The sequence below is a fragment of the Streptomyces sp. NPDC091972 genome (assembly GCF_044756385.1).
Taxonomy (GTDB): domain Bacteria; phylum Actinomycetota; class Actinomycetes; order Streptomycetales; family Streptomycetaceae; genus Streptomyces.
In genome coordinates, this window is record NZ_JBIVSV010000006.1 from 159,415 (window position 1) to 180,289 (window position 20,875).

The 20,875-nt window shown below is 73.0% G+C and carries 19 protein-coding genes and 5 tRNA genes; 15 read left to right on the forward strand and 9 right to left on the reverse strand.

Annotated elements, in window-relative coordinates; all coding sequences use genetic code 11:
* Nucleotides 1-77: 77 nt before the first annotated feature.
* From ACIQJT_RS19695 to ACIQJT_RS19720, 6 genes are all read left to right on the forward strand, one after another.
* Nucleotides 78-716, forward strand: coding sequence for a GNAT family N-acetyltransferase (locus tag ACIQJT_RS19695; protein ID WP_365457936.1), 639 nt, complete (start codon nucleotides 78-80; stop codon nucleotides 714-716).
* A 118-nt stretch (nucleotides 717-834) separates the two neighbouring features.
* Nucleotides 835-2,046 (forward strand): precorrin-6y C5,15-methyltransferase (decarboxylating) subunit CbiE, encoded by a 1,212-nt coding sequence (gene cbiE, locus ACIQJT_RS19700; protein ID WP_402645053.1) that lies wholly within the window; start codon nucleotides 835-837, stop codon nucleotides 2,044-2,046.
* Nucleotides 2,047-2,423: 377 nt separating this feature from the next.
* Complete coding sequence (cobT, locus tag ACIQJT_RS19705; protein WP_402645056.1) at nucleotides 2,424-6,422, forward strand: nicotinate-nucleotide--dimethylbenzimidazole phosphoribosyltransferase; 3,999 nt, start codon at nucleotides 2,424-2,426, stop codon at nucleotides 6,420-6,422.
* A gap of 265 nt (nucleotides 6,423-6,687) precedes the next feature.
* Nucleotides 6,688-7,920 (forward strand): uroporphyrinogen-III C-methyltransferase, encoded by a 1,233-nt coding sequence (gene cobA, locus ACIQJT_RS19710; protein ID WP_402645059.1) that lies wholly within the window; start codon nucleotides 6,688-6,690, stop codon nucleotides 7,918-7,920.
* Nucleotides 7,921-7,984: 64 nt separating this feature from the next.
* Entirely contained in the window at nucleotides 7,985-8,803 is an 819-nt protein-coding gene (locus ACIQJT_RS19715) for a TrmH family RNA methyltransferase (protein WP_402645062.1), read from the forward strand.
* 93 nt (nucleotides 8,804-8,896) lie between these two features.
* Nucleotides 8,897-9,199, forward strand: coding sequence for a hypothetical protein (locus tag ACIQJT_RS19720; RefSeq protein WP_402645064.1), 303 nt, complete (start codon nucleotides 8,897-8,899; stop codon nucleotides 9,197-9,199).
* A gap of 27 nt (nucleotides 9,200-9,226) precedes the next feature.
* On the opposite strand, the gene ACIQJT_RS19725 is transcribed toward ACIQJT_RS19720, so the two are convergent.
* Nucleotides 9,227-10,597, reverse strand: a complete 1,371-nt coding sequence (locus tag ACIQJT_RS19725; RefSeq protein WP_402645693.1) for a protein kinase — start codon at nucleotides 10,595-10,597, stop codon at nucleotides 9,227-9,229.
* A 196-nt stretch (nucleotides 10,598-10,793) separates the two neighbouring features.
* Between ACIQJT_RS19725 and ACIQJT_RS19730 the strand changes: the two genes are divergently transcribed.
* The 4 genes from ACIQJT_RS19730 (at nucleotide 10,794) to ACIQJT_RS19745 (ending at nucleotide 13,515) form a co-directional block, all read left to right on the forward strand.
* Complete coding sequence (locus ACIQJT_RS19730) at nucleotides 10,794-11,069, forward strand: hypothetical protein (RefSeq protein WP_053852508.1); 276 nt, start codon at nucleotides 10,794-10,796, stop codon at nucleotides 11,067-11,069.
* A 196-nt stretch (nucleotides 11,070-11,265) separates the two neighbouring features.
* Complete coding sequence (locus tag ACIQJT_RS19735) at nucleotides 11,266-11,448, forward strand: hypothetical protein (protein ID WP_028809711.1); 183 nt, start codon at nucleotides 11,266-11,268, stop codon at nucleotides 11,446-11,448.
* A 736-nt stretch (nucleotides 11,449-12,184) separates the two neighbouring features.
* On the forward strand, nucleotides 12,185-13,132 hold the full coding sequence (locus ACIQJT_RS19740) for a phosphotransferase family protein (RefSeq protein ID WP_402645067.1): 948 nt from the start codon (nucleotides 12,185-12,187) through the stop codon (nucleotides 13,130-13,132).
* 80 nt (nucleotides 13,133-13,212) lie between these two features.
* On the forward strand, nucleotides 13,213-13,515 hold the full coding sequence (locus ACIQJT_RS19745) for a zf-TFIIB domain-containing protein (RefSeq protein ID WP_365457955.1): 303 nt from the start codon (nucleotides 13,213-13,215) through the stop codon (nucleotides 13,513-13,515).
* A 49-nt stretch (nucleotides 13,516-13,564) separates the two neighbouring features.
* On the opposite strand, the gene ACIQJT_RS19750 is transcribed toward ACIQJT_RS19745, so the two are convergent.
* From ACIQJT_RS19750 to ACIQJT_RS19770, 5 genes are all read right to left on the reverse strand, one after another.
* Nucleotides 13,565-13,636 (reverse strand) — tRNA-Val (locus ACIQJT_RS19750).
* A gap of 32 nt (nucleotides 13,637-13,668) precedes the next feature.
* Nucleotides 13,669-13,740, reverse strand: a tRNA-Val gene (locus ACIQJT_RS19755).
* 23 nt (nucleotides 13,741-13,763) lie between these two features.
* Nucleotides 13,764-13,835, reverse strand: a tRNA-Val gene (locus tag ACIQJT_RS19760).
* Nucleotide 13,836: 1 nt separating this feature from the next.
* Nucleotides 13,837-13,910 (reverse strand) — tRNA-Cys (locus ACIQJT_RS19765).
* Between the two features lie 39 nt (nucleotides 13,911-13,949).
* Nucleotides 13,950-14,022 (reverse strand) — tRNA-Gly (locus tag ACIQJT_RS19770).
* Between the two features lie 178 nt (nucleotides 14,023-14,200).
* On the opposite strand from ACIQJT_RS19770, the gene ACIQJT_RS19775 reads away from it, so the two are divergent.
* From ACIQJT_RS19775 to ACIQJT_RS19785, 3 genes are read left to right on the forward strand one after another with little or no spacing between them, the layout of a single operon-like run.
* Nucleotides 14,201-15,244, forward strand: a complete 1,044-nt coding sequence (locus ACIQJT_RS19775; RefSeq protein WP_402645072.1) for a chorismate-binding protein — start codon at nucleotides 14,201-14,203, stop codon at nucleotides 15,242-15,244.
* Complete coding sequence (locus ACIQJT_RS19780; protein WP_365457961.1) at nucleotides 15,241-16,062, forward strand: aminodeoxychorismate lyase; 822 nt, start codon at nucleotides 15,241-15,243, stop codon at nucleotides 16,060-16,062. The genes ACIQJT_RS19775 and ACIQJT_RS19780 overlap by 4 nt, the downstream gene beginning before the upstream one ends.
* Nucleotides 16,063-16,112: 50 nt before the next feature.
* Nucleotides 16,113-16,940, forward strand: coding sequence for a GNAT family N-acetyltransferase (locus ACIQJT_RS19785; protein WP_402645074.1), 828 nt, complete (start codon nucleotides 16,113-16,115; stop codon nucleotides 16,938-16,940).
* Nucleotides 16,941-16,947: 7 nt separating this feature from the next.
* On the opposite strand, the gene ACIQJT_RS19790 is transcribed toward ACIQJT_RS19785, so the two are convergent.
* Nucleotides 16,948-17,469: a DsbA family protein gene (locus ACIQJT_RS19790; RefSeq protein WP_402645077.1), complete on the reverse strand. Its 522-nt coding sequence runs from the start codon at nucleotides 17,467-17,469 to the stop codon at nucleotides 16,948-16,950.
* A 560-nt stretch (nucleotides 17,470-18,029) separates the two neighbouring features.
* On the opposite strand from ACIQJT_RS19790, the gene ACIQJT_RS19795 reads away from it, so the two are divergent.
* Complete coding sequence (locus ACIQJT_RS19795) at nucleotides 18,030-18,479, forward strand: hypothetical protein (RefSeq protein WP_402645080.1); 450 nt, start codon at nucleotides 18,030-18,032, stop codon at nucleotides 18,477-18,479.
* A gap of 156 nt (nucleotides 18,480-18,635) precedes the next feature.
* On the forward strand, nucleotides 18,636-18,788 hold the full coding sequence (locus ACIQJT_RS19800) for a hypothetical protein (RefSeq protein WP_170068264.1): 153 nt from the start codon (nucleotides 18,636-18,638) through the stop codon (nucleotides 18,786-18,788).
* 647 nt (nucleotides 18,789-19,435) lie between these two features.
* On the opposite strand, the gene ACIQJT_RS19805 is transcribed toward ACIQJT_RS19800, so the two are convergent.
* Nucleotides 19,436-19,996, reverse strand: a complete 561-nt coding sequence (locus ACIQJT_RS19805; RefSeq protein ID WP_365457973.1) for a CGNR zinc finger domain-containing protein — start codon at nucleotides 19,994-19,996, stop codon at nucleotides 19,436-19,438.
* A gap of 206 nt (nucleotides 19,997-20,202) precedes the next feature.
* Nucleotides 20,203-20,865 (reverse strand): ScbR family autoregulator-binding transcription factor, encoded by a 663-nt coding sequence (locus ACIQJT_RS19810; protein WP_402645084.1) that lies wholly within the window; start codon nucleotides 20,863-20,865, stop codon nucleotides 20,203-20,205.
* Nucleotides 20,866-20,875 lie beyond the last annotated feature (10 nt).

Below are 20,875 nucleotides of genomic sequence, written 5' to 3' on the forward strand. Positions count from 1 at the left end.
GCGGTTCGGCGCTTTCATGCTGCATGCTGGGCAGTTCAGCAGGCCTCGCAGGTTTTCCGACGGTTACGGAGTGGCGCATGACTGGCACCTTCCCCAACATCTCCATCAGCACGGAGCGGTTGGTGCTGCGCCCCCTCGACGAGGACGACGTGCCCGCCCTGGCCGAGATGATGAACGACGAGCAGGTAGGCGCCTGGACCGACGTCCCCCAGCCCTACACCGAGGAACAGGCGCGCGACTGGATCACCAGGTACGCGCCCTCCGAACGCGAGGCCGGGCGCGGGATCGACTTCGCCGTCACGGAGTTCCTCACCCAGCGCCTGGTCGGCGTCGTCCAGCTCACCAAGACCAACTGGCACGTCCGCGCCACGGAGTTGTCGTACATCATCGCCCCCTGGGCCCGTGGCGAGGGCTACGCCTCCGAGGCCGCGCTCGCCACCGCCCAGTGGCTGTTCACCGACCAGAAGTTCGAGCGCATCGAGCTGCGCACGGCGGCCGACAACACCGCCTCCCAGCAGGTCGCCCAGAAGATCGGCTGTATCAGCGAAGGCGTCCTGCGCGGCGCCTGCATAGCGCACGTCCGCGCCGACGACGGCACCTGGAGCGACGTCCGCACCGACTTCATCGTGTGGAGCCTGCTGCCCGAGGACCTCGACGGAGCGGGCGACCAGCTCGCCGACGCGGACGGCTTCACGACGTACTCCGACTGGAACTGACCGGATCCGAACACAGGCCGGTGAAAGCGCTTCAGGGGCGCAGCGGGTACCCTCACGGAGCCGCCCGCGGGCTGCCCACCGACGACGGCCTGCGCACACCCCTGGAGACTGAGAGACGATGGCCGACCGGGTCACGGTGATCGGCTGGGACGGCTCGCCGCTGACCGCCGCGGCACGCTCCGCCCTCGGCGCCGCCACGCTGGTCGCGGGCGCCGCCCACCACCTGGCACTCCCCGAGGTGCCCCCCACCGCCGAGCGCATCCGCCTCGGCAGCGTGGCCCTCGCCGCCCGCCGCATCACCGGCCACCGCGGCACCGCGGTCGTGCTCGCCGACGGCGACCCCGGGTTCTTCGGCGTCGTACGGACCCTGCGCGCACCCGAGTTCGGCCTGGAGGTCGAGGTCGTCCCCGGGGTGTCCTCGGTCGCCGCCGCCTTCGCGCGGGCCGGAATGCCCTGGGACGACGCCCAGGTGGTCGTCGCCCACCGGCGCACCCTGCGACGCGCGGTGAACGTGTGCCGGGCCCACCCGAAGGTCGCCGTCCTCACCTCGCCCGGCGCCGGGCCCGCCGAACTCGGCCTGCTGATGGAGGGCGTGCACCGCACCTTCGTCATCTGCGAGGAACTGGGCACCGACCGCGAACAGGTCACCGTCGTCACCTCCGACAAGGCCGCCGACCACACCTGGCGCGACCCCAACATCGTCATCGTCATCGGCGGCACCGCGGCCGTGACGGAGGACGGCGGCTGGATCGCCGGCCGCGACCCGGCCGCGGCCCCGCGCGGCTGGACCCTACCCGCCGAGTCCTACGGCGGCCTCATGGGCGAAGGCGAACTGGAACCGCTCCGTGCCGCCCAACTGGCCCGACTGGGACCCCGCGTCGGTGACCTCGTGTGGGACATCGGCTGCGGCAGCGGCGCCTTCGCCACCGAGGCCGCCCGGGCCGGGGCCGCAGTCATCGCCGTCGACCGCGACCTGCGGGCCTGCGAGCGCACCGAGGCCAACGCCCGCGCCTTCGGACTCCAGGTCCAGATCGTGCCGGGAACCGCCCCGCACGTCCTGGAGAACCTTCCCGAACCGGACGTCGTCCGCGTCGGCGGCGGGGGAGTGGCCGTGGTCTCCGCGGTCGCCGACCGGCGTCCGCAGCGCATCGTCGCCCACGCGGCCACCCGCGACGAGGCCGAACTCGTCGGCCGGGACCTCACCGAGCACGGCTACCGCGTCGAGTGCGCCCTCCTCCAGTCCGTCGAACTCGACACCCGGGCCTGGACGGAGACGGAACGGAGCGTCGCGTTCCTGCTCAGCGCGGTGCTCCCGGACCGTACGGGCTGACCCCGCCGGCCGTGGTCGGCCGTCCCCCGTGATCCTGTTGTCGTACTGCGCGCGGTAGGCTGACCGACCGTTGTACCGCGCCCGGTGGACCGGCATTCGTTCGTCAATGTCCGGAAAGCGCGCCCGTTTTGGGGTGGGTGTGGTACGGCAGAACCGGAGGACGCGCAACGTGGCGCAGTCCACAGCGGGCCGTCGCGGATCAACCTGTCGCGACGGGGGAACGGCCGGGACAATGCCAGTTAATGGCTTTGTCGTCTTTCTCGGCGGGCCGTTCGTGCCGCTGGGCACGCACGCTCGTTCTTCACCACGGGGGCGGTCGGTGCGCCGTCCCCGGTGAGCTGGTCGTAGAAGCACTAACCGATGGGCGAGGGGTACGCATGACCGACACCGGCCAGGTTCCGGGCGAGGGACTGCCGGAGAACGCAGGCATGGTGGAACAGCCGGGCGTCGCCGCGCCGGGTGCGTACACCTACCTCTCCGAGACCACCGCCGAGGACGAAGACCTGTTGCTGCTGCCGGGCGCCCAGAGCCCCTGGGGCAACGAGGTCGCCCCGCCCGCCCCGGAGCCGGTCGTGGAGACCGTGCACGAGCCGGGCCCGCACGAGATGTCCGGCCGCGACAGCGGGGCGCACGATCTGAGCGCCGTCCGCACCCCCCGCCCGCAGGCTCCCTCGGTGCCGATCCCGCCCATCACGCCCCGTCGGCCACTGCACCTCGGCCCGCCGATCCCCGACGCCTCCGCGAGCCCGGTCCGCTCCCTCGCCGACCGCGGCCCCGCGGGCGCACCGGTACGGCAGCCGGCCGCGGCCGCGCCGGGCCCCGAGTACTTCGAGGCCGCGCAGCCGCAGGGCGCGGCCCCGTGGGGTGCCCCGGCCCAGGCCGCCGTCCAGACGCAGGTGAGCACGGTGGCCCCGGCTGCCGAAACGGTTGTTCCGGTTCCGGCTTCGGGACCGGTGGGTGCGGCGCAGGCCGCGGTTGCCGAGACTCCGGTGCCGGAGGCCGTGCCCGCGCCGACGCAGGTTCCGGTCGGTGAGGTGGGCCGGCCGGCGGCCGAGGGTTCCGCGTTCGATGCTTCCGGAGCCGCTGCTCCTGGCGCCGACGGAGCTCAGCCTGTGGAAGGCGCGCCTGCCGCTGCCGCCGGTGCGGACCCGGGCGCGGGGCAGGTGCCGGGGGACGGCCCCCTGCCCGAGGCGGTCCAGCCGGCCCCGGCTGCCGGGGCGGACGCGCCCGCGGAGCAGGTCCTGCCTGACGTGCCCGTCACCGATGTGGACCAGCTGCCGGACCAGGCCCCGCTTGTCGATGCCGCTGAAGCCGCTCCGGTGACGGAGGACGTCCAGGAGGCCGTGCCGGTCGCCGAGACCGCCGTTACTGAGCCCGATACGGCTGAGCCCGTTGCGCCCGAGTCCGTGATCGCCGGGGCTGAGGTCGCCGGGGTCGAGCCGGATGCGGAGGAGGTGGAGGGACCGGAGGCGGCAGTCGCCGTCGCCCCGCAGGCAGTCGCCGTGCAGGAACAGACCGTGTCGGAACAGGTCGTGCAGGAACAGGTCGTTCCGGAGGAGGTCGCGCCGGAAGCCCTGCCGGCCGAGGGCGCCGCTGTCGCCCCGGAGACGGTTGCGGTCCAGGACGCGGAAGCCGTCGTGGTGGAGGAGACGGGCCCGTCCCAGGAGGCCCTGGCTCCGGACCTGGCTCCCGCTCAGAGTGCCGTGACCGCTCCGGACGCTGCCCAGGAAGCGCCGGCCGCCCAGGAGCCCGCAGCCGCGGCCCAGGAACCCGCCCCCGCCCCGGAAGCCGCAGCTCCGCAACCCGCGCCCACTGCCCCGGACCCCGTCGCCCCGGTCACCCCGGACGCCTCCGACGGCGTGCCGTTCGAGGTCCCCGCAGAGACCCCGGCAGAGGCCGCGCAGCTACCGCAGCCAGGGGATGCGTCCGCCGCACCCGCCGAAGACCTCCCCGAGCCCGCGCAGAACGACTCCGCCGCCGAAGCCTCCGAACCGCTCCTCGCCGAGCAGTCGGTGCCGCTGGCCGAGCAGGTCCAGGAGCCCGTCCCCGCCGCCCTGCCCGCCGAGGACCCGCAGGCCGCCCCCGACCCGGTACCGGCCCCGGACCTCGTCCAGCCCGTCGCGGAGCCCGTCGCGGCGGCCGTCGCCGACATCGGCGTACCGCCCACGGACCCGGCAGCTCAGGCAGTCGGCGTCCAGCAGTCGGAGCCCGCCGTACAGGAGGAGTTCCCGCCCGCCCCCGGCCAGGCGCCGCAGGGACCGCAGACGCCGGCGCCCCAGCCGCTCGCGGCCGAACTGCCCGACGCGCAGCCCCAGTTCGCGGCTCCGGGTCCCGTCGAGGCCCCGGCCGTACTGCCCACGGGTGTCCCCCTGGAGCCGCAAGCGGGCCAGACCCTCGGCGAGTTCGTGCCGGTGGACGGGTCCGTGCCGACCACCCCGCACCTCGCACCGACCCCGCCCCACGCCCTGTCACTCCCCACGGACGGCACACAGCACTCCGTGGTCCCGGCCCCGCGCGAAGCGGACGGCGACCCCCAACCCGCGCAGCAGGCGGACGACCTGGACACCCGGGCGGCCGATCAGGAAGACCAGGAAGTGCAGGAAGTGAGCACGGCTCCCGTGGCAGAAGCACGACCCTCCACGGGCCCCGCCGCGCCCGCCTACGACGACGCCGAGCGTGAGGCCGTCCTCAAGGTCATGCGCGAGCGGCGCGACATCCGCAACGGCTTCCGCAGCGACCCGATCCCGCACGAGGTGCTGCTCCGCGTCCTGGAGGCCGCCCACACGGCCCCGTCCGTCGGGCACTCGCAGCCCTGGGACTTCGTCGTGATCCGCTCCGCCGAGACCCGGGCCGCGATGCAGGACCTGGCCCAGCGCCAGCGCGAGGCGTACGCCAAGTCGCTGCCCAAGGGCCGGGCCAAGCAGTTCAAGGAACTGAAGATCGAGGCCATCCTCGAGACCCCGGTGAACATCGTCGTCACCGCCGACCCGACCCGCGGCGGCCGCCACACCCTCGGCCGGCACACCCAGCCGCAGATGGCCCCGTACTCCGCCGCGCTCGCCGTCGAGAACCTCTGGCTCGCCGCCCGCGCCGAGGGCCTCGGCGTCGGCTGGGTCAGCTTCTTCGACGAGCGCGAGATGGTCCGCGCCCTCGGCCTGCCCGAGCACCTGGAGGTCATCGCCTACCTGTGCGTCGGGTACGTCGACGAGTTCCCGGACGAGCCCGAGCTGATGCAGGCCGGCTGGTCCAAGCGCCGCCCGCTGTCGTGGGTCGTGCACGAGGAGACGTACGGCCGCCGCGCCCTGCCCGGCGAGGAGCCGCACGACCTGCTCGGCGAGACCGTCGCCCAGATCCGCCCGCTGGACGCCAAGGCGCTCGGCGAGGCATGGGAGCGGCAGAAGCGGATGACCAAGCCGGCCGGCGCCCTCGGCATGCTGGAGATCATCTCCGCCCAGCTCTCCGGACTCTCACGGCAGTGCCCGCCGCCGATCCCGGAGCCCGCCGCCGTTGCGATCTTCGCCGGTGACCACGGCGTGCACGCCCAGGGTGTCACCCCCTGGCCGCAGGAGGTGACGGCCCAGATGGTCGCCAACTTCCTCGGCGGCGGTGCGGTCTGCAACGCCTTCGCCGGCCAGGTGGGCGCCGAGGTGTGCGTGGTGGACGTCGGCGTCGCCTCCGAACTCCCGGCCACCCCCGGCCTGTTGCCCCGCAAGATCCGGGCCGGCACGTCCGACATGACCACCGGCCCCGCGATGACCCGCGAGGAGGCCAAGCAGGCCATCGAGGTCGGCATCGAGACCGCGCGCGACCTGGTCGCGGCCGGGAACAAGGCCCTGCTCACGGGCGAGATGGGCATTGCGAACACCACCGCGTCCGCCGCCCTCATCTCGGTCTTCACGGGCACCGACCCCGCCGAGGTCACCGGCCGCGGCACCGGCATCAACGACGAGACCCTGGCCCGCAAGACCGAGGTCGTCCGCCGCGCGATCGAGCTCCACCAGCCGGACCCGGCCGACCCGATCGGCGTCCTGGCGGCGATCGGCGGCTTCGAACACGCGGCGATGGTCGGTCTGCTCCTGGGCGGTGCCTCGCTCCGAACCCCGGTCATCCTCGACGGCGTCAGCGCGGGCGCCGCCGCCCTGGTGGCCCGCGCGATCGCCCCGGAGGTCCTCGCGGCCTGCATCGCGGGCCACCGCAGCGCCGAACCGGGCCATGTGGCCGCCCTGAACAAGCTGGGCCTGCGCCCCCTGGTCGACCTCGACCTGCGGCTCGGCGAGGGCACGGGCGCGCTGCTGGCCCTGCCGCTGGTGCAGAGCACGGCCCGGGCGATGCACGAGGTGGCGACGTTCGACTCCGCGGGGGTCACCGAGAAGTAGGCGTCTGAGAGGGGGGACGCGGGGACGGGGGTCCGCGCGTCCTTTCCCCTGCCGTGGGTGCGTGGCAGTCGTCCCGCGGGCCGGGACGGGTGGGCCCACGGACCCGCACCGAGTCGTCCCGCAGGGCGGGACGGTCGGGCACGGACCCACGCACCCGCACCCGGCGGCGACGCCCAGCCACTGGACACCTGAGCCGCCGCTCGCGGCCACCCCGTAAAATCCGCACGTCAGGGCCACCGCCAAGCCCCGGAGGAGCCGCACCCTCATGGCCGAGAACCCCGCCTACCCCGTAGGCCTCCGCCTCACCGACCGCAAGGTCGTCGTCCTCGGCGGCGGCCAGGTGGCCCAGCGCCGGCTCCCGGCCCTGATCGCGGCGGGCGCGGACGTCCTCCTCGTGTCCCCGGCGGCGACCCCCTCCGTGGAGGCGATGGCGGACGCGGGCGAGATCACCTGGGAGAGGCGGCCGTACCAGGAGGGCGACCTGGCCGACGCCTGGTACGCCCTCATCGCCACCAGCGACAGCGAGGCGAACACCCGCGCCTCCGCCGAAGCGGAGCGGCACCGTGTCTGGTGCGTCCGCTCCGACGACGCCGACGCCGCCACCGCCTGGACCCCGGCGACGGGCCACAGCGAGGGCGTCACCGTGGCCGTGCTCACCACGAACGCGAAGGGCCGCGACCCCCGCCACACGGCGGCCATCAGGGACGCGGTCGTCGAGGGCCTGCGCGACGGCACCCTCGTCGCCCCGCACCACCGCACCCGCACGCCCGGCGTCGCCCTCGTCGGCGGCGGCCCCGGCGACCCCGACCTGATCACGGTCCGCGGCCGCCGGCTGCTCGCCGAAGCCGACGTCGTCATCGCCGACCGCCTCGGCCCCCGTGACCTCCTGGCCGAGCTCCCGCCGCACGTCGAGGTCATCGACGCGGCGAAGATCCCGTACGGCCGTTTCATGGCCCAGGAGGCCATCAACAACGCCCTGATCGAACACGCCAAGCAGGGCAAGTCGGTCGTACGGCTCAAGGGCGGCGACCCCTATGTCTTCGGCCGCGGCATGGAGGAGCTGCACGCCCTCGCCGAGGCGGGCATCCCCTGCACCGTCGTGCCGGGCATCTCCAGCTCGATCTCGGTCCCGGGCGCGGCCGGAATCCCGGTCACCCACCGGGGGGTGGCCCATGAGTTCACCGTGGTCAGCGGCCATGTGGCGCCGGACGACGAGCGTTCCCTGGTCGACTGGGCGTCCCTCGCCAGGCTCACCGGCACCCTCGTGATCCTCATGGGCGTCGACAAGATCGGCAGGATCGCCGAGACCCTGGTCGCGCACGGCAAGTCGCCCGACACCCCGGTCGCCCTGGTCCAGGAGGGGACGACGGCCGCCCAGCGCCGGGTCGACGCGACCCTGGCGACGGTCGCCGAGGTGGTCGTCGCCGAGGACGTGAAGCCCCCGGCCGTCATCGTCGTCGGCGAGGTCGTCGGCGTGGGGCCGCGGACATTGGCGTAACCCGGGGTAACCCAACCCGTCCCCAGCCGTTGGCACCGCTCCCAGGACAAGGCAGTATCACCCTGTGGCCGATCTCATCACCGTCGAGGATCCCGACGACCCGCGCCTGCACGACTACACGGGCCTGACCGACGTCGAACTGCGCCGCAAACGCGAGCCGGCCGAGGGCCTGTTCATCGCCGAGGGCGAGAAGGTCATCCGCCGGGCCAAGGACGCGGGCTACGAGATGCGCTCCATGCTGCTGTCCGCCAAGTGGGTCGACGTCATGTGTGACGTCATCGACGAACTCCCCGCCCCCGTCTACGCCGTCAGCCCGGAACTCGCCGAACAGGTCACCGGCTACCACGTGCACCGCGGCGCGCTCGCCTCCATGCAGCGCAAACCGCTGCCCACCGCGGGCGACCTGCTCCAGGCCGCCCGCCGCGTGGTGGTCATGGAGTCGGTCAACGACCACACCAACATCGGCGCCATCTTCCGCTCGGCGGCGGCCCTCGGCATGGACGCGGTCCTGCTCTCCCCGGACTGCGCCGACCCCCTGTACCGCCGCAGCGTCAAGGTCTCGATGGGCGCGGTCTTCTCCGTGCCCTACGCCCGTCTCGACACCTGGCCCAAGGGCCTGGACTCGGTCCGCGAGGCCGGTTTCACCCTCCTCGCCCTCACCCCGGACGCCAAGGCCAGGACCCTCGACGAGGCCGCCCCGCACAAGATGGACCGGGTCGCGCTGATGCTCGGCGCCGAGGGAGACGGCCTGACCACCCAGGCCCTGGTCGCCGCCGACGAATGGGTCCGCATCCCGATGGCCCACGGCGTCGACTCCCTCAACGTGGGCGCGGCGGCCGCGGTCGCCTTCTACGCGGTGGCGACGGGGCGTCCGCAGTTCTGAACACGCCCGTCGGGCCAACTGGCGCGTACCTGGGGCACGGAGCAGGCTGGAGACAGGGGGACGTTCCCGACCATGCCCCTCAGGGAGACGGCCGTGACCACTTCTGACTACGACACAAGGTTGGACACCGCATTCCTCGCAGAGATCACCGAGGTGTTCAGGAGGCACCCCGAGGCCGCCAAGAAATACACACTCGCAAGCCGTGAGGTGGAGCGCAGGTTGGGCGTCGACTACACCCGGCAGTACGGATTCTCCTGGATCGAGGACGGCAGGGTCCTGACCGAGTACCGGGACCGGGACAAGGAACCCGCGGTGGTCCGGGCCCGCCTTTGCCTCAAGCAGGAGCTGCGCGGACAGGAACTCGTCTGCGTGCACTGGATCGAAGCCGTGGAGTGACCGTCGGCTGAGTGCCCTCGGTCGGCCTCAATCTTGGTCCGGCGCCTCCTGCACCTGCTGTCGTACGACATCCCGGTGCACGCCCAGCCCCCTCGAGGGCCCCTGGCAGCCCTGGGCCGCGGCGATGCCGAGTGCCACGAGCAGGGTCACCACGACGAACACGAACAGCCGCTGACGCAGGAGGCGGGGGTTGGCGGGACGCAGCCCCGTCTTGGTGTTCCTGGCGGCCGGGCGGCCGGTACCGCTGCGCGGCGCGGGGCGGCTGCCGCTGCCGGAGCGGGTCGTGTTCCGCGAGGAGGCCGGGGTGGGCCGGGGGCCGGAGCGGGAGGAGGGCACGCCGTTGCCGCGCGGAGTGCTCCCGCCGCGTGACGGCACCCCGCCCCGCGCCGGACCCTGGCCCCGCGCCGGTCCGGAACCGCGCCCCGACGCATTCCCCTGCGAACCGGACGTGCCCGAAGAACCCTGCGGGCGGCGCTGGGCGGCCCGCTCCGGGTAGGTGTCGGCGATGCGCCCGGTGGGCCGGTCCGCCTCACCGGCGCGCGGAGCGGGCGGGCGCAGGTCCGGCAGGCCCTGGGCCTCGCGCGCCGCGATCTCCTTGAGCCGCAGCGACAACTGGAGGGTGCTCGGCCGCTCCTCGGGGTCCTTCGCCAGACACGCGCGGATGAGGGGGGCGACCGCGTCGGGCACGCCGTGCAGCTGGGCCTCCTCGTGCACCACGCGGTACAGCATCACCTCGGAACTGCCGTGCCCGAAGGGCGAGTCGCCCGTCGACGCGTACGCCAGGGTCGCGCCCAGCGAGAACACGTCCGTGGCCGGCGTCACCGCGGCGCCGCGCACCTGCTCCGGCGCGAGGAAGCCGGGGGAGCCGACGGCGGTGCCGACATGGGTGAGGGTGGAGGCGCCGGTCGCCCAGGCGATGCCGAAGTCGATGATCCGGGGGCCCTTGGGGGAGAGGAGGATGTTCGACGGCTTCAGATCGCGGTGCACCACCCCCGCCTCGTGGACGGCGACGAGCCCCTCCGACAGGGCGGCCCCGATGGAGGCGACCTCGGCGGCGCCGAGGGCACCCTCGTCGGCGACCTTGTCGTGGAGGGAGGGGCCGGGTACGTACTGGGTCGCGAACCACGGACGGTCCGCCTCCAGATCGGCCGCCACGAGCCGGGCCGTGCAGCCGCCGCGGATCCGCCGGGCCGCGGACACCTCTCGCGCGAACCGCGACCGGAACTCCTGGTCCTCGGCCAGATCAGGCCGGATGACCTTCAGTGCGACCCGCTGTCCCTTGCGGTCGGAGCCCAGGTAGACGACCCCCATACCCCCCGCGCCGAGCCGTCTGTGAAGCCTGAACGAGCCGACGACGCGCGGGTCCTCGCGCCTCAGGCGCATCATCGCCATGTTCATCCCCGCTGCCCGGTCCGTCTGACGAGCCACAGCTTACGTTTCCGCGGGCCGACGCGCGCAGAGGCCGCGCCCTCTCGTCCCGACGGATTGTCAGTGCCGGGTGGGAGAATTGAGGGGTGGTCAGGGAGCCGGAGGGCGGGCGGACTTCGGTTCGGATGTGATCCCAACCACCCGTCGCAGAAGGGGGATTGAACCCGTGAAGGGTGATCGCGTGGAGATAGTCGTGGACGCAGGGGACACGACGCGCACATATGAGGTGGTGGCGAGCAGGGCGGGCCGCCGGGTGGAGACGGCGGTACGACGAGGCGTCGTGGAAGTGAGCGAAGTCACGCGGAACGGATCAGTGGTACGGACGGCCCGGTTCATGGCGACCCGGGTGCTGGCGCTGGTGGAGCAGCCGGTGCCGCGCGAGGACGGCTCGGAGAAAGCGGGGCAGACCGGGCGACCCCTCCGGGAAGACCCGGAGTCCTAGGCCCCCGTCTCCACCCACGGGAGTACTCCGCTGGTCATGGCTCATCCTCGGGGAGGCCCGGCAATCGGTACGAGGGCATGACGTACGGCGAGGCCATGACGCCTAGATTTGAGGTCAAGCGGCGGGTGCAGCACTCGTCCCCCGAGGTCAGACACCCGCCGCTGCCAACGACAACAGAACGGTCAGGAGAGGGACCATGGCTCTTACGGCACCGCGGACACTGTCCCGCACACGCCAGCCCCGCCGTACGGGCCGTCGCCACCCGCTGGTGGCGACGCTGATGGCCCTTCCCCTGGCGGTCCTGCTCCTCGTCGTCTTCGACGGCTGGGAGACAGTGGCCACACAGGCGTCGTCCGTGGGAGTGATGCTGGGGCGCTGAAAGGCGACCCCAGGCCCGGAAGAGCGGTCCGGGCAGGGACATCAGCCCATGAAACCCCGTGGGGACGGGGGTGCGGCGGACGGCAAAATGCCGGCGTAGCTGGGGAGCTACGCCGGCATTGCTTTTCCCTCCGGGGGTTGGGCGGGTGCGGGTTCGGTGGGGGCGGGCGTTGTTGCGCAGTTCCCCGCGCCCCTGATGCCTGCGGCGGCCCGTCACTGCCCGGTGGGGGTTCGTGTAGCGCGTGCGGTTCGGTGGATGGGTCGGTGCCGGGGTGGGGGGTATCCGTCCTCGGTCCGGCGGCTCGGCTTCTTGAGTAGTTCTCGGTGACGGACGCCGGCCGCTGCGGGCGGACACCCCCCACCCCGTCCCCTCACCGCCGTACGCGACTGACGGCCCATCGTGGCGTGCGTCCACGGCCACCCCCAGGGGCGCGGTAGTGCGTCCGGTCCTTCGTGGCGCCGGTGACTGCACCCACCCAGGGGCGCGGGGAACTGCGCGACCGGCCACGACGGACCCGCAGCCGCTCGACGACGTTCCGCGGGACGCGGTAGGACGTCCGGTCCGTCGTGGCGCCGGTGACTGCGGCTACTCAGGGGCGCGGGGAACTGCGCGATCAGCCACGACGCACGCGCACTCGCCCGACAAGCGCACCCGGCACCCCCGCAGCCGCCCCGCCCAAGCCCAGCGCAGCGGCCGCGTACGCTCGCAGGCAGACCGTCCGCCCCCAGGGAGCCCCGTGACCGCCCACCCCCTCCTCACCGAGCTGAAACTCAGAGCGAGAGCCGAGGCTCACTCCCGCGGGCACGCGGCCTGCCCCTGCGGCGCGGACACGCTCGCCGACCGCCCCGACGCCACCGTCGTACGGCACGCGGACACCGTCGCCAAGGCCCACGCCCCCGGCACCGCCCCCGCGGACCTGGCCCCCCGCCTCACCGCGGCCGCCCGCCTCCCCGGCATCCTCCTGTCCCCGCTCCGGGCGACGCACGTCGACCTGCACGGCAGGCTCGTCACCTTCTGGCCGTACGGCGAACCCGTGGACCCGGAGGATCCCGAGGCCGCCCCCTGGGAACCGGCCGCCACCCTCCTCGCCCACCTCCACCGCACCCCGGCACCGCCCGGTCTGCCGGCCATGCGAGGTCCGGTCAAGGCCGCCCTCGCTGTTGCCCGCCTTCTCCAGGCCGTCCGGCAGAGGCCGCATCCGGCCGCCGCTGCCGTACTCCGCGCCTGGGCGACCCTTCCGCCCTGGGCTCGCGCCGAGTCGCCCATGGCGGACACCGCGACCCTGTGTCACGGCGACCTCCACCTCGGGCAGCTCGTCCGCCACCCCGCCCCCGACGGCCCCTGGCGCCTGATAGACGTGGACGACCTCGGTGTGGGGGAGCCCGCCTGGGACCTCGCCCGCCCCGGCGCCTGGTACGCCTGCGGCCTGCTGTCGCCCGAGGACTGGTCCCGCTTCCTCGGTGCCTACCGTGCGGCCGGCGGACCCGCGGTCCCCGCCGACGGCGACCCGTGGCCCGCCCTGGACGTCCCCGCCCGCGCCCTCACCGTGCAGACCGCGGCCCGCGCGATCGCCAAGGCGGTCGACGCGGACCGGCCGCTGGACGACGTGGAACAGGCGGTCGTCGATGCCTGTGACCGAATGGGTTCCACCCCGCCGGAGTTGGCGGACGATTTCGCGAAGTAGGGTGCAACCGACCAGAGCCGGACAGAGTCTGTCCTGGCGTAACGCTGAGCAAGACCGACCGGCGAGGAGTTGAGCCGACGATGCAGTGTCCGAAGTGTCACGCCCCGATGCACACGTACAACCGCAACGGTGTCCAGATCGAGCAGTGCAGCGGCTGCCGCGGGATCTTTCTCGACTACGGCGAGCTGGAGGCGCTGACCCGGCTGGAGGGCCAGTACGGCGGCGGCCCCATGGTTCCCCCGCCGCCGGCGGCTCCGCAGTACCCCGCCGCGCCCGGCGCACCGGCGTGGGGCGCCCCGCAGCACGGTGGCGGTCACTACGGTGGTCACCATGGCGGCCACCACCGCAACCGCGGCTTCGGCCACATGCTGTTCTCGAGCTGACGCAGGGAACGAGGAAGCCCCCGGCCGCAGGGCCGGGGGCTTCGGTGTGTGCGCGATACTGGGATTGAACCAGTGACCTCTTCCGTGTCAGGGAAGCGCTCTCCCGCTGAGCTAATCGCGCGGGGACCACGGTGGTGATCTTGTTGTGCTGCGTGCGCGATACTGGGATTGAACCAGTGACCTCTTCCGTGTCAGGGAAGCGCTCTCCCGCTGAGCTAATCGCGCGGGTCAGACCTTCGACGATCCAGTGGACGATACTGGGATTGAACCAGTGACCTCTTCCGTGTCAGGGAAGCGCTCTCCCGCTGAGCTAATCGTCCTTGGAGGTGGAGACGGGATTTGAACCCGTGTAGACGGCTTTGCAGGCCGTTGCCTCGCCTCTCGGCCACTCCACCAGGAGTGCAGGGGCTCAGGAAGATCCCCTGGTTCCATCGAGCGGACGACGAGGCTCGAACTCGCGACCTCAACCTTGGCAAGGTTGCGCTCTACCAACTGAGCTACGTCCGCTTGTCGTTTCGTTCCGCTCTCGCGGCCCGGCGACGAGTTGAACTCTAGCGGATTCCGGTGCCAGTACAAAAACGCGTTTGCGCAGCGTGCTGCCCTGCGCATGTCGACGTCCGTGGTCAGGGCGGCCGGAAGGACATGCCCAGGTCACCCGCGTGTCACCGGCCATAGACTCGACAACGTGCTCGACCTCCCTCCTCTCGCCCGTTTCGGCGACCGTGTCGCCACCGGTCTCCTCGACGTCACCAGCGACCCCGCGGCTCTCGACTCCACCGGCTTCTGGGCCGTCGCCGCGGACTTCGAGGGCGGTCTGACCTGCGCCCGCTTCGCCGACGTACGCCATGAGCCGGTGCCCGCGCCGGTGCCGGGAGCCTGGCGGGGCCCTGCCGCCGGCGACTGGACGTCGTCGCTGGACCGCGAGGCGTACACGGCGGGGGTACGGCACATCCGCGCGCACATCGCCGCCGGCGAGGTCTACCAGGCCAACCTCTGCCGGGTCCTGACCGCCCCGCTCGGCCCCGGCGCTGACGTGGACGCGCTGGCCGCGCTGCTGGCCCGCGGCAACCCGGCGCCGTACGCAGGAACGATCCGGCTGCCGGGGCACGGGGTGGAGATCGCCACCGCGTCCCCCGAGCTGTTCCTGCGCAGGGCGGGTCGGATCGTGGAGTCGGGACCGATCAAGGGAACCGGGCGGACCGAGGACGACCTGCTGCCCAAGGACTACGCCGAGAACGTGATGATCGTCGACCTGGTGCGCAACGACCTGGGGCGGGTGTGCGCCACGGGCAGCGTCACCGTTCCCGACCTGTGCGCCGTGGAGAAGCACCCCGGTCTCGTCCATCTCGTGTCGACCGTGCGGGGCGAGCTGCGCGCGGGCGCGGGCTGGGCCGAGCTGTTCGGCGCGGCCTTCCCGCCCGGCTCGGTCACCGGTGCGCCCAAGTCCAGTGCCCTGCGGATCATCGAGGCCCTGGAGACGGCGCCCAGGGGGCCGTACTGCGGAGGCGTCGGCTGGGTCGACGCCGACCGGGGCACCGGGGAGCTGGCCGTCGGCATCCGCACCTTCTGGATCGACCGCGCCGGGGGAGTGCTGCGCTTCGGCACCGGCGCCGGCATCACCTGGGGTTCGGACCCCGAGGGGGAGTGGCGGGAGACCGAGCTGAAGGCGTCCCGGCTGCTCGCGGTAGCGTCAGGGACGTACGAGGTGAGTGGAGGGACCCTTACGTGAAGATCTGGCTCGACGGCGGGCTCCAGGACATCGAGACCGCCCGCGTCTCCGTCTTCGACCACGGACTGACCGTGGGCGACGGCATCTTCGAGACCGTGAAGGCGGTGGACGGCCGCCCCTTCGCCCTGACCCGGCATCTCGACCGGCTGACGCTGTCGGCCCGGGGCCTCGGACTGCCGGACCCCGACCACGACGAGGTCCGCCGCGCCTGCGCCGCCGTACTGGAGGCGAACCCGATGCCGCTCGGGCGGCTGCGCATCACCTACACCGGCGGCCACGGTCCCCTCGGGTCCGACCGGGGCGAGCACGGGCCGACCCTGGTGGTCGCCCTCGGCGAGTCCGCGCCTCGGCCCGACTCCACGGCCGTGATCACCGTTCCGTGGACGCGCAACGAGCGGGGCGCCCTCACCGGGCTCAAGACCACCTCGTACGCCGAGAACGTCGTCGCGCTGGCACGCGCGCGTGAGGGCGGCGCCTCCGAGGCGCTGTTCGCGAACACGGTCGGGCAGTTGTGCGAGGGCACCGGCTCCAACGTCTTCGTCGTGCTGGACGGGGAGATCCACACCCCGCCGCTCGCGTCCGGCTGCCTCGCGGGCATCACGCGCGCGTTGACCGTCGAGTGGACCGGGGCCAGGGAGACCGACCTGCCGTTCGACGTCCTGGAGCGGGCCGACGAGATCTTCCTCACCTCGACCCTGCGGGACGTCCAGGGCGTCCACCGCGTCGACGCCCGCGAACTGCCGGGCGCGCCCGGCCCGGTGACCGCCAAGGCCATGCGGATCTTCGAGGAGCGGGCCGGGGACGACCTCGATCCCTAAAAGCCCGGGATATTGAGCTGCTCCGGCGCGCGGCAGCGGGTAGAACTCCGGTGATGACCACCACTCTGCGGCCGACCGAGCCGCTCCAGCGCGGCGCCGACGGGGCGCTGTCCCGCCACTTCACGGTGTGCGTGAACAGCCGTCCCGTCGGGGCGATACACCTCGCGACCCATCCGGCCTTCGGGCCGTCCGTCGCGCAGATCCGGGACCTGCGGATCGACGAGCCGGACCGCAGGCGCGGCCGGGGCACCGTCGCCGCGCTCGCCGCCGAGGAGGTGGCGCGGGGCTGGGGGTGCGGGCAGGTGGAGATCAGGGTCCCGGCCGACGCCGGACCCGCGCTGCGGCTCGCCACCGCGCTCGGCTACGTCCACCGCAACCGCGGCATGGAGAAGCCGCTCGGCACCGAGGCGCCCGAACTGCCCGCGGGCAGCCGGGGCAGGCCCATGACCGAGGACGAGTTCTGGCCGTGGGCGGAGCGCGGCATCACCGAGTACGCCGGCGACTGGAGCGAGCGCGGGGTGCCCGAGGCCGAGGCCAGGGCGAGGTCGCGCAAGGACCACGAGAAGCTGGTGCAGCGCGGACTCAAGACGCCGGAAGCGCTGTTCAGCGTGCTGGAGCACGACGGCGTGCGGGTCGGGGTCCTGTGGGTGGAGTTCGTCGACGCCAAGGCGTTCGTCTACGACGTCGAGACCGAGGAGGCCTTCCGGGGCCGCGGGCACGGCCGGTCCCTGATGCTGCTCGCCGAGGCCCAGGCCATCGCCTCCGGCAGACGGGTCCTGGGCCTCAACGTCTTCGCGGGCAACACACCGGCCGAGCGGCTGTACGAGTCGCTCGGGTACGAGACGGTGGGTTACTCGATGTACAAGAGCCTGCTCTGAGGCCCACTCACTCCTGGCCGGCGAGCAGCCGGTCCGCGATCTGCTCGATCCGCTCGCGCAGCCCGTCCTGGGACTTGCCGCCGTCGAGACGCTCGCCGCCGATGACGTACGTCGGTGTCCCGCTCACGCCGATCGCCTTGCCCTCGGCCTGGTCGGCGTCCACGATCAGGATGTGCCGGCCGTCGATCAGCGCGGTGTCGAACTCCTCGGCGTCGAGGCCCAGTTCACGGGCGACCTCGACCAGGAAGGGCTCGCCCTGGCGGTCCAGCTCCGCGACAAGCGCCAGCACGGCCTCGACGTACTCCCAGCCCCTGCCCTGCTCCAGTGCCTCCTCGGCGGCCTGCGCGGCGGCGAAGGAATGCTTGTTCTTCTCCAGCGGGAAGTGCCGCAGCCGCAGCTCCAGACGGTCGCCGTAACGGGCACGCAGGGCCCGGACGTCGTCCAGCGCGTCACGGCAGTCCGGGCACTGCAGATCGCACCAGACGTCGAGGACGGGCGCGGCGGGACGGACGGGGGAGGGGTCGCTCATGACCCCAGTCTCCCAGCCCCCGGCCACCGGACGGGAATCGGCCCCCGGCGGCCCCGACCGGCGCCGCCCTGCGCCAGAGCACGACCTGCGCACCGGCACGTCCTACGGCGACTGCGCCATCGGTACGTACTGGGGCGGCTGCGTCACAGTACGTCTTATACGTCCTGCGGCGGTCGTCTCACCGATACGTCCTAACGGCGACCGCCTCACCGGCGCGTCCCACGCCGGTCCGCTCACCTGTACGTCCCACGCCGGTCTTTCACCGGCACGCCTTGCGCCTCCCCTCGCACCGGCACCTCCCTGCGCCGGCCCTCGCACCGGCACGCCCCACGTCGGCCACCTCAGCACCAGGTCCGACGCCGGCCGCCTCACCGACACGCCGTCTATCGGACCGCCTCGCGGAGCACGCCCACCCGTCCCTCCGACCGGCACCTGCGGAGGAGGTGACCCGGAGATGTCCCTGATGTCCTGCCGGGGCATGGCCCGGTGGGGGTCGGAAGGTGCAGGATGGACAGGGACGAAGCGGTACGTTGCCGATCGAAGCCCGCCTGGAGGACCGGATGATTGCCGAGACCGTCTGTTCCGCCGTTGCCGCGGCCGGCCTGGGCATCGCGGCGGTCACCGCGTACCGCAAGCGTTTTCTCGCGGCCACGCGTATCGCCGCCTACTCCCTCGTCCCGCTCGGTCTGGTGATGACCGGTGTCGTCGACTGGCTCGCGGACACCGCCTTCAGTCCGACCGCCTGGGCGGGCTTCGGCGTGCTCGGCCTGTCGTGGGTGCTGTTCTCGACCACGCGCGCGGTGGAGCGCCGCCGCGGCGGCACCCGCAAGGAGCGCAGGGCGGCGGCCCGTGGCGCCCAGGAGGCGGTGGCTCCCACGGCCTCGGCGCCCTCGCTCGGCCCTGCCGCGCACACCCCGGCCGCCCGCCCCGCCGCCAAGCCCGGGACCACCGGGTCCGCCGCGGACGACTTCAGCGACATCGAGGCCATCCTCAAGAAGCACGGCATCTGACGGCCGGACGGCGAACTGAAACGTTCGCAGGGGGACCGGCACCGGACCCCAAGCGATCACGACTCGAAACGGACATCACGGAATCCGGCGAACTCCCGCTCATTCCGGGCGTGTTGATCGCGGACGGGGCGCGGACTGCGTCATCATCGCCGCGAGATGCTGGACACAACACAGAGCGATACCGCGCCGCCTCAGGATGAGCCGCGTGGATGCCTCTTCGCCCTTTCCCAGCCACCGCTGATGATCTTCCTTGCGGTGATCGGGTGTCTGCTGCTCATGGCTGCGCTGCACGACCTGCTGCTGCTCTGAGCCGTACCCGTGGGTCCCCGGCGTCACCCGCCGGGGACCACGTCGACGCCCCTGCCGGGTCCCGGACACCCCGGACCCGCTCCCAGCGCAGCCGCACGGGTCTTGCCGACCACAGCCGCACCGCCGCCCGGCCGGGCAGCTCCACGGGCTGCGTCGGTAGTCGAATACGCGGGCCTGCGCGCCATCTGGCGGCCTGCGCTCCAGCGCCTGTGCTCGGTCGCCGTTCCGTCGGTCGGCTCACCACCTGGCGGCCTGCGCCCCATCACCTGTGCTTCAGTCACCGCCCGTGGGTCGGCTCACCAGCGCCCGGCCCGCGCACCGCCGCCCGCGCCTCGGCGACTGTCCGCGGACTTGATCACCGCCGCCTGCCCGGCAGCTCCACCCCCAGCACCCCGGCAACCACACCCACGAGCTGATCGCCGCCGCTCAGCCCCCAGCGCGACAACCCTGTGCCTGCGCAGCACCGGCCTGCCTTCAGCGCGACAACCTGAACCTCAGCGTCACTGCCAGGCTCTCAGTGCGACCGCATGGCCCGGCACCCCGCTCGGCCACCACCCCCGCCCGGCCACCAGTACCGGTACCCGGCCCCCCACCCCGTTGCCCAGCCGGCGGCTACTCGCCCGGATGCCGGCATCACCCCCCGGACCTCAGCCCGCCGCCTCCTTGCGTCGCGCCCGGTAGGCGGCCACATGGAGGCGGTTTCCGCAGGTCCTGCTGTCGCAGTAGCGCCGCGAGCGGTTGCGGGACAAGTCGACGAAGGCCCGTCGGCAGTCGGGGGCCTCGCAGCGCCGCAGCCGCTCCTGCTCCCCGGCCACCACGAAGAAGGCCAGCGCCATCCCGCAGTCGGCCGCGAGATGGTCGGCGACGGAGGCGCCCGGCGCGAAGTAGTGCACATGCCACTCGTAGCCGTCGTGATCAGTGAGCTGGGGCGTGGTGCCCGCGGCGGCGACGAGTTCGTTGATCAGGGTGGCGGCGGCCCGGGCGTCCGGGGCGGCGAACACCGAGGCGAACCGGCCGCGGATCTTGCGCACGGCCGACAGATCGAACTCCGAGAGCACGCCGACGTCGCTGATCTCGTGGTTCCGTACGAATTCCGCGAGCGCCGGGACATCCGGCAGCGCGTCCGGCGACGCGTCGTCCTCCGGTGCGGTGTTCACCAGATCGACCACGGTGTCGAGTGCGCACCGGGTGTCGTGGGTGATCAGCACGATTCGCTCCCTGGCCTGGGGGTCGGGCGGACGCCCGCCGATGCTGGCCGATGGTAACGGCTCGCCGGTACTCGGTGCCGGGCCGCACGACAGGCGCCGGGGGGGGGGGGGGCCCCCCCCCCCCCCCCCCCCGGGGGGGGCGGGGGGGGGGGGGGGGCCCCCCCCCGCCCCCCTCTCGTGCGGCACCCGTGACGGGGCCGCCGCGCTCAGACCTTGGCGCCCACCAGTTCCCGGCCCTCGATGGACGCCAGCAGTCGTGCCCCGCGGTCGGGCCGGCTGTCGAGGCCGATCAGCAGTCCCGGCACCGCGATGCTCGGCAGCATGTGGGCCCACATCACGGAGATCCGGTGCCCGAGGTCCTCCCGCCCGTGCAGCGCCCGTGACATCAACTGCACCCCCGCGAACGCCCCGACCAGCAGGTCTGCCGTGTCCCGAGGCTCCACCGTGGGCAGCAACTCGCCCTGGTCCCGCGCCACTTGCAGCATGCTCACCAGCTGGTCGCTCCACTGCCGGAACGGCCCCGTGTGATCCACGCCGGGCGGCGCGCACTGGTCCACCGTCAGCCGCACGCTCCCCTTCAGCAGGGAGTTGGTCCGCAGCCGCTGTCCGAAGACGAACGTCATGTCGACGATCTCCTGGAGCTTGCACGGATGCGGCGGTACCGCGCCCAGCGACAACTGCTCGTCGAGCACCGCCTGGGCCAGGGACTCCTTGGACGGGAAGTGGAAGTACAGGGCCCCTTTGGTGACGTCGGCCCGCTCCAGCACCATCGCGATGGTGCTCGCGGCGTACCCGTGCTCGTCGAAGACGGCGCCCGCGGCCTCCACGATCGCCCTGCGTGTCCTGATGGCGCGCTCCTGTCTCGCCATAAGAACCCCT

What these genes read in the sequence shown, in the direction of transcription:
- ACIQJT_RS19790 (WP_402645077.1), bottom strand. Translation starts at nt 17,469, where the DNA reads ATGAGCGACCCCTCCCCCGTCCGTCCCGCCGCGCCCGTCCTCGACGTC.
- ACIQJT_RS19745 (WP_365457955.1), top strand. Translation starts at nt 13,213, where the DNA reads ATGCAGTGTCCGAAGTGTCACGCCCCGATGCACACGTACAACCGCAAC.
- ACIQJT_RS19795 (WP_402645080.1), top strand. Translation starts at nt 18,030, where the DNA reads ATGATTGCCGAGACCGTCTGTTCCGCCGTTGCCGCGGCCGGCCTGGGC.
- ACIQJT_RS19810 (WP_402645084.1), bottom strand. Translation starts at nt 20,865, where the DNA reads ATGGCGAGACAGGAGCGCGCCATCAGGACACGCAGGGCGATCGTGGAG.
- ACIQJT_RS19725 (WP_402645693.1), bottom strand. Translation starts at nt 10,597, where the DNA reads ATGAACATGGCGATGATGCGCCTGAGGCGCGAGGACCCGCGCGTCGTC.
- cobT (WP_402645056.1), top strand. Translation starts at nt 2,424, where the DNA reads ATGACCGACACCGGCCAGGTTCCGGGCGAGGGACTGCCGGAGAACGCA.
- ACIQJT_RS19695 (WP_365457936.1), top strand. Translation starts at nt 78, where the DNA reads ATGACTGGCACCTTCCCCAACATCTCCATCAGCACGGAGCGGTTGGTG.
- ACIQJT_RS19800 (WP_170068264.1), top strand. Translation starts at nt 18,636, where the DNA reads ATGCTGGACACAACACAGAGCGATACCGCGCCGCCTCAGGATGAGCCG.
- cbiE (WP_402645053.1), top strand. Translation starts at nt 835, where the DNA reads ATGGCCGACCGGGTCACGGTGATCGGCTGGGACGGCTCGCCGCTGACC.
- ACIQJT_RS19735 (WP_028809711.1), top strand. Translation starts at nt 11,266, where the DNA reads ATGGCTCTTACGGCACCGCGGACACTGTCCCGCACACGCCAGCCCCGC.
- cobA (WP_402645059.1), top strand. Translation starts at nt 6,688, where the DNA reads ATGGCCGAGAACCCCGCCTACCCCGTAGGCCTCCGCCTCACCGACCGC.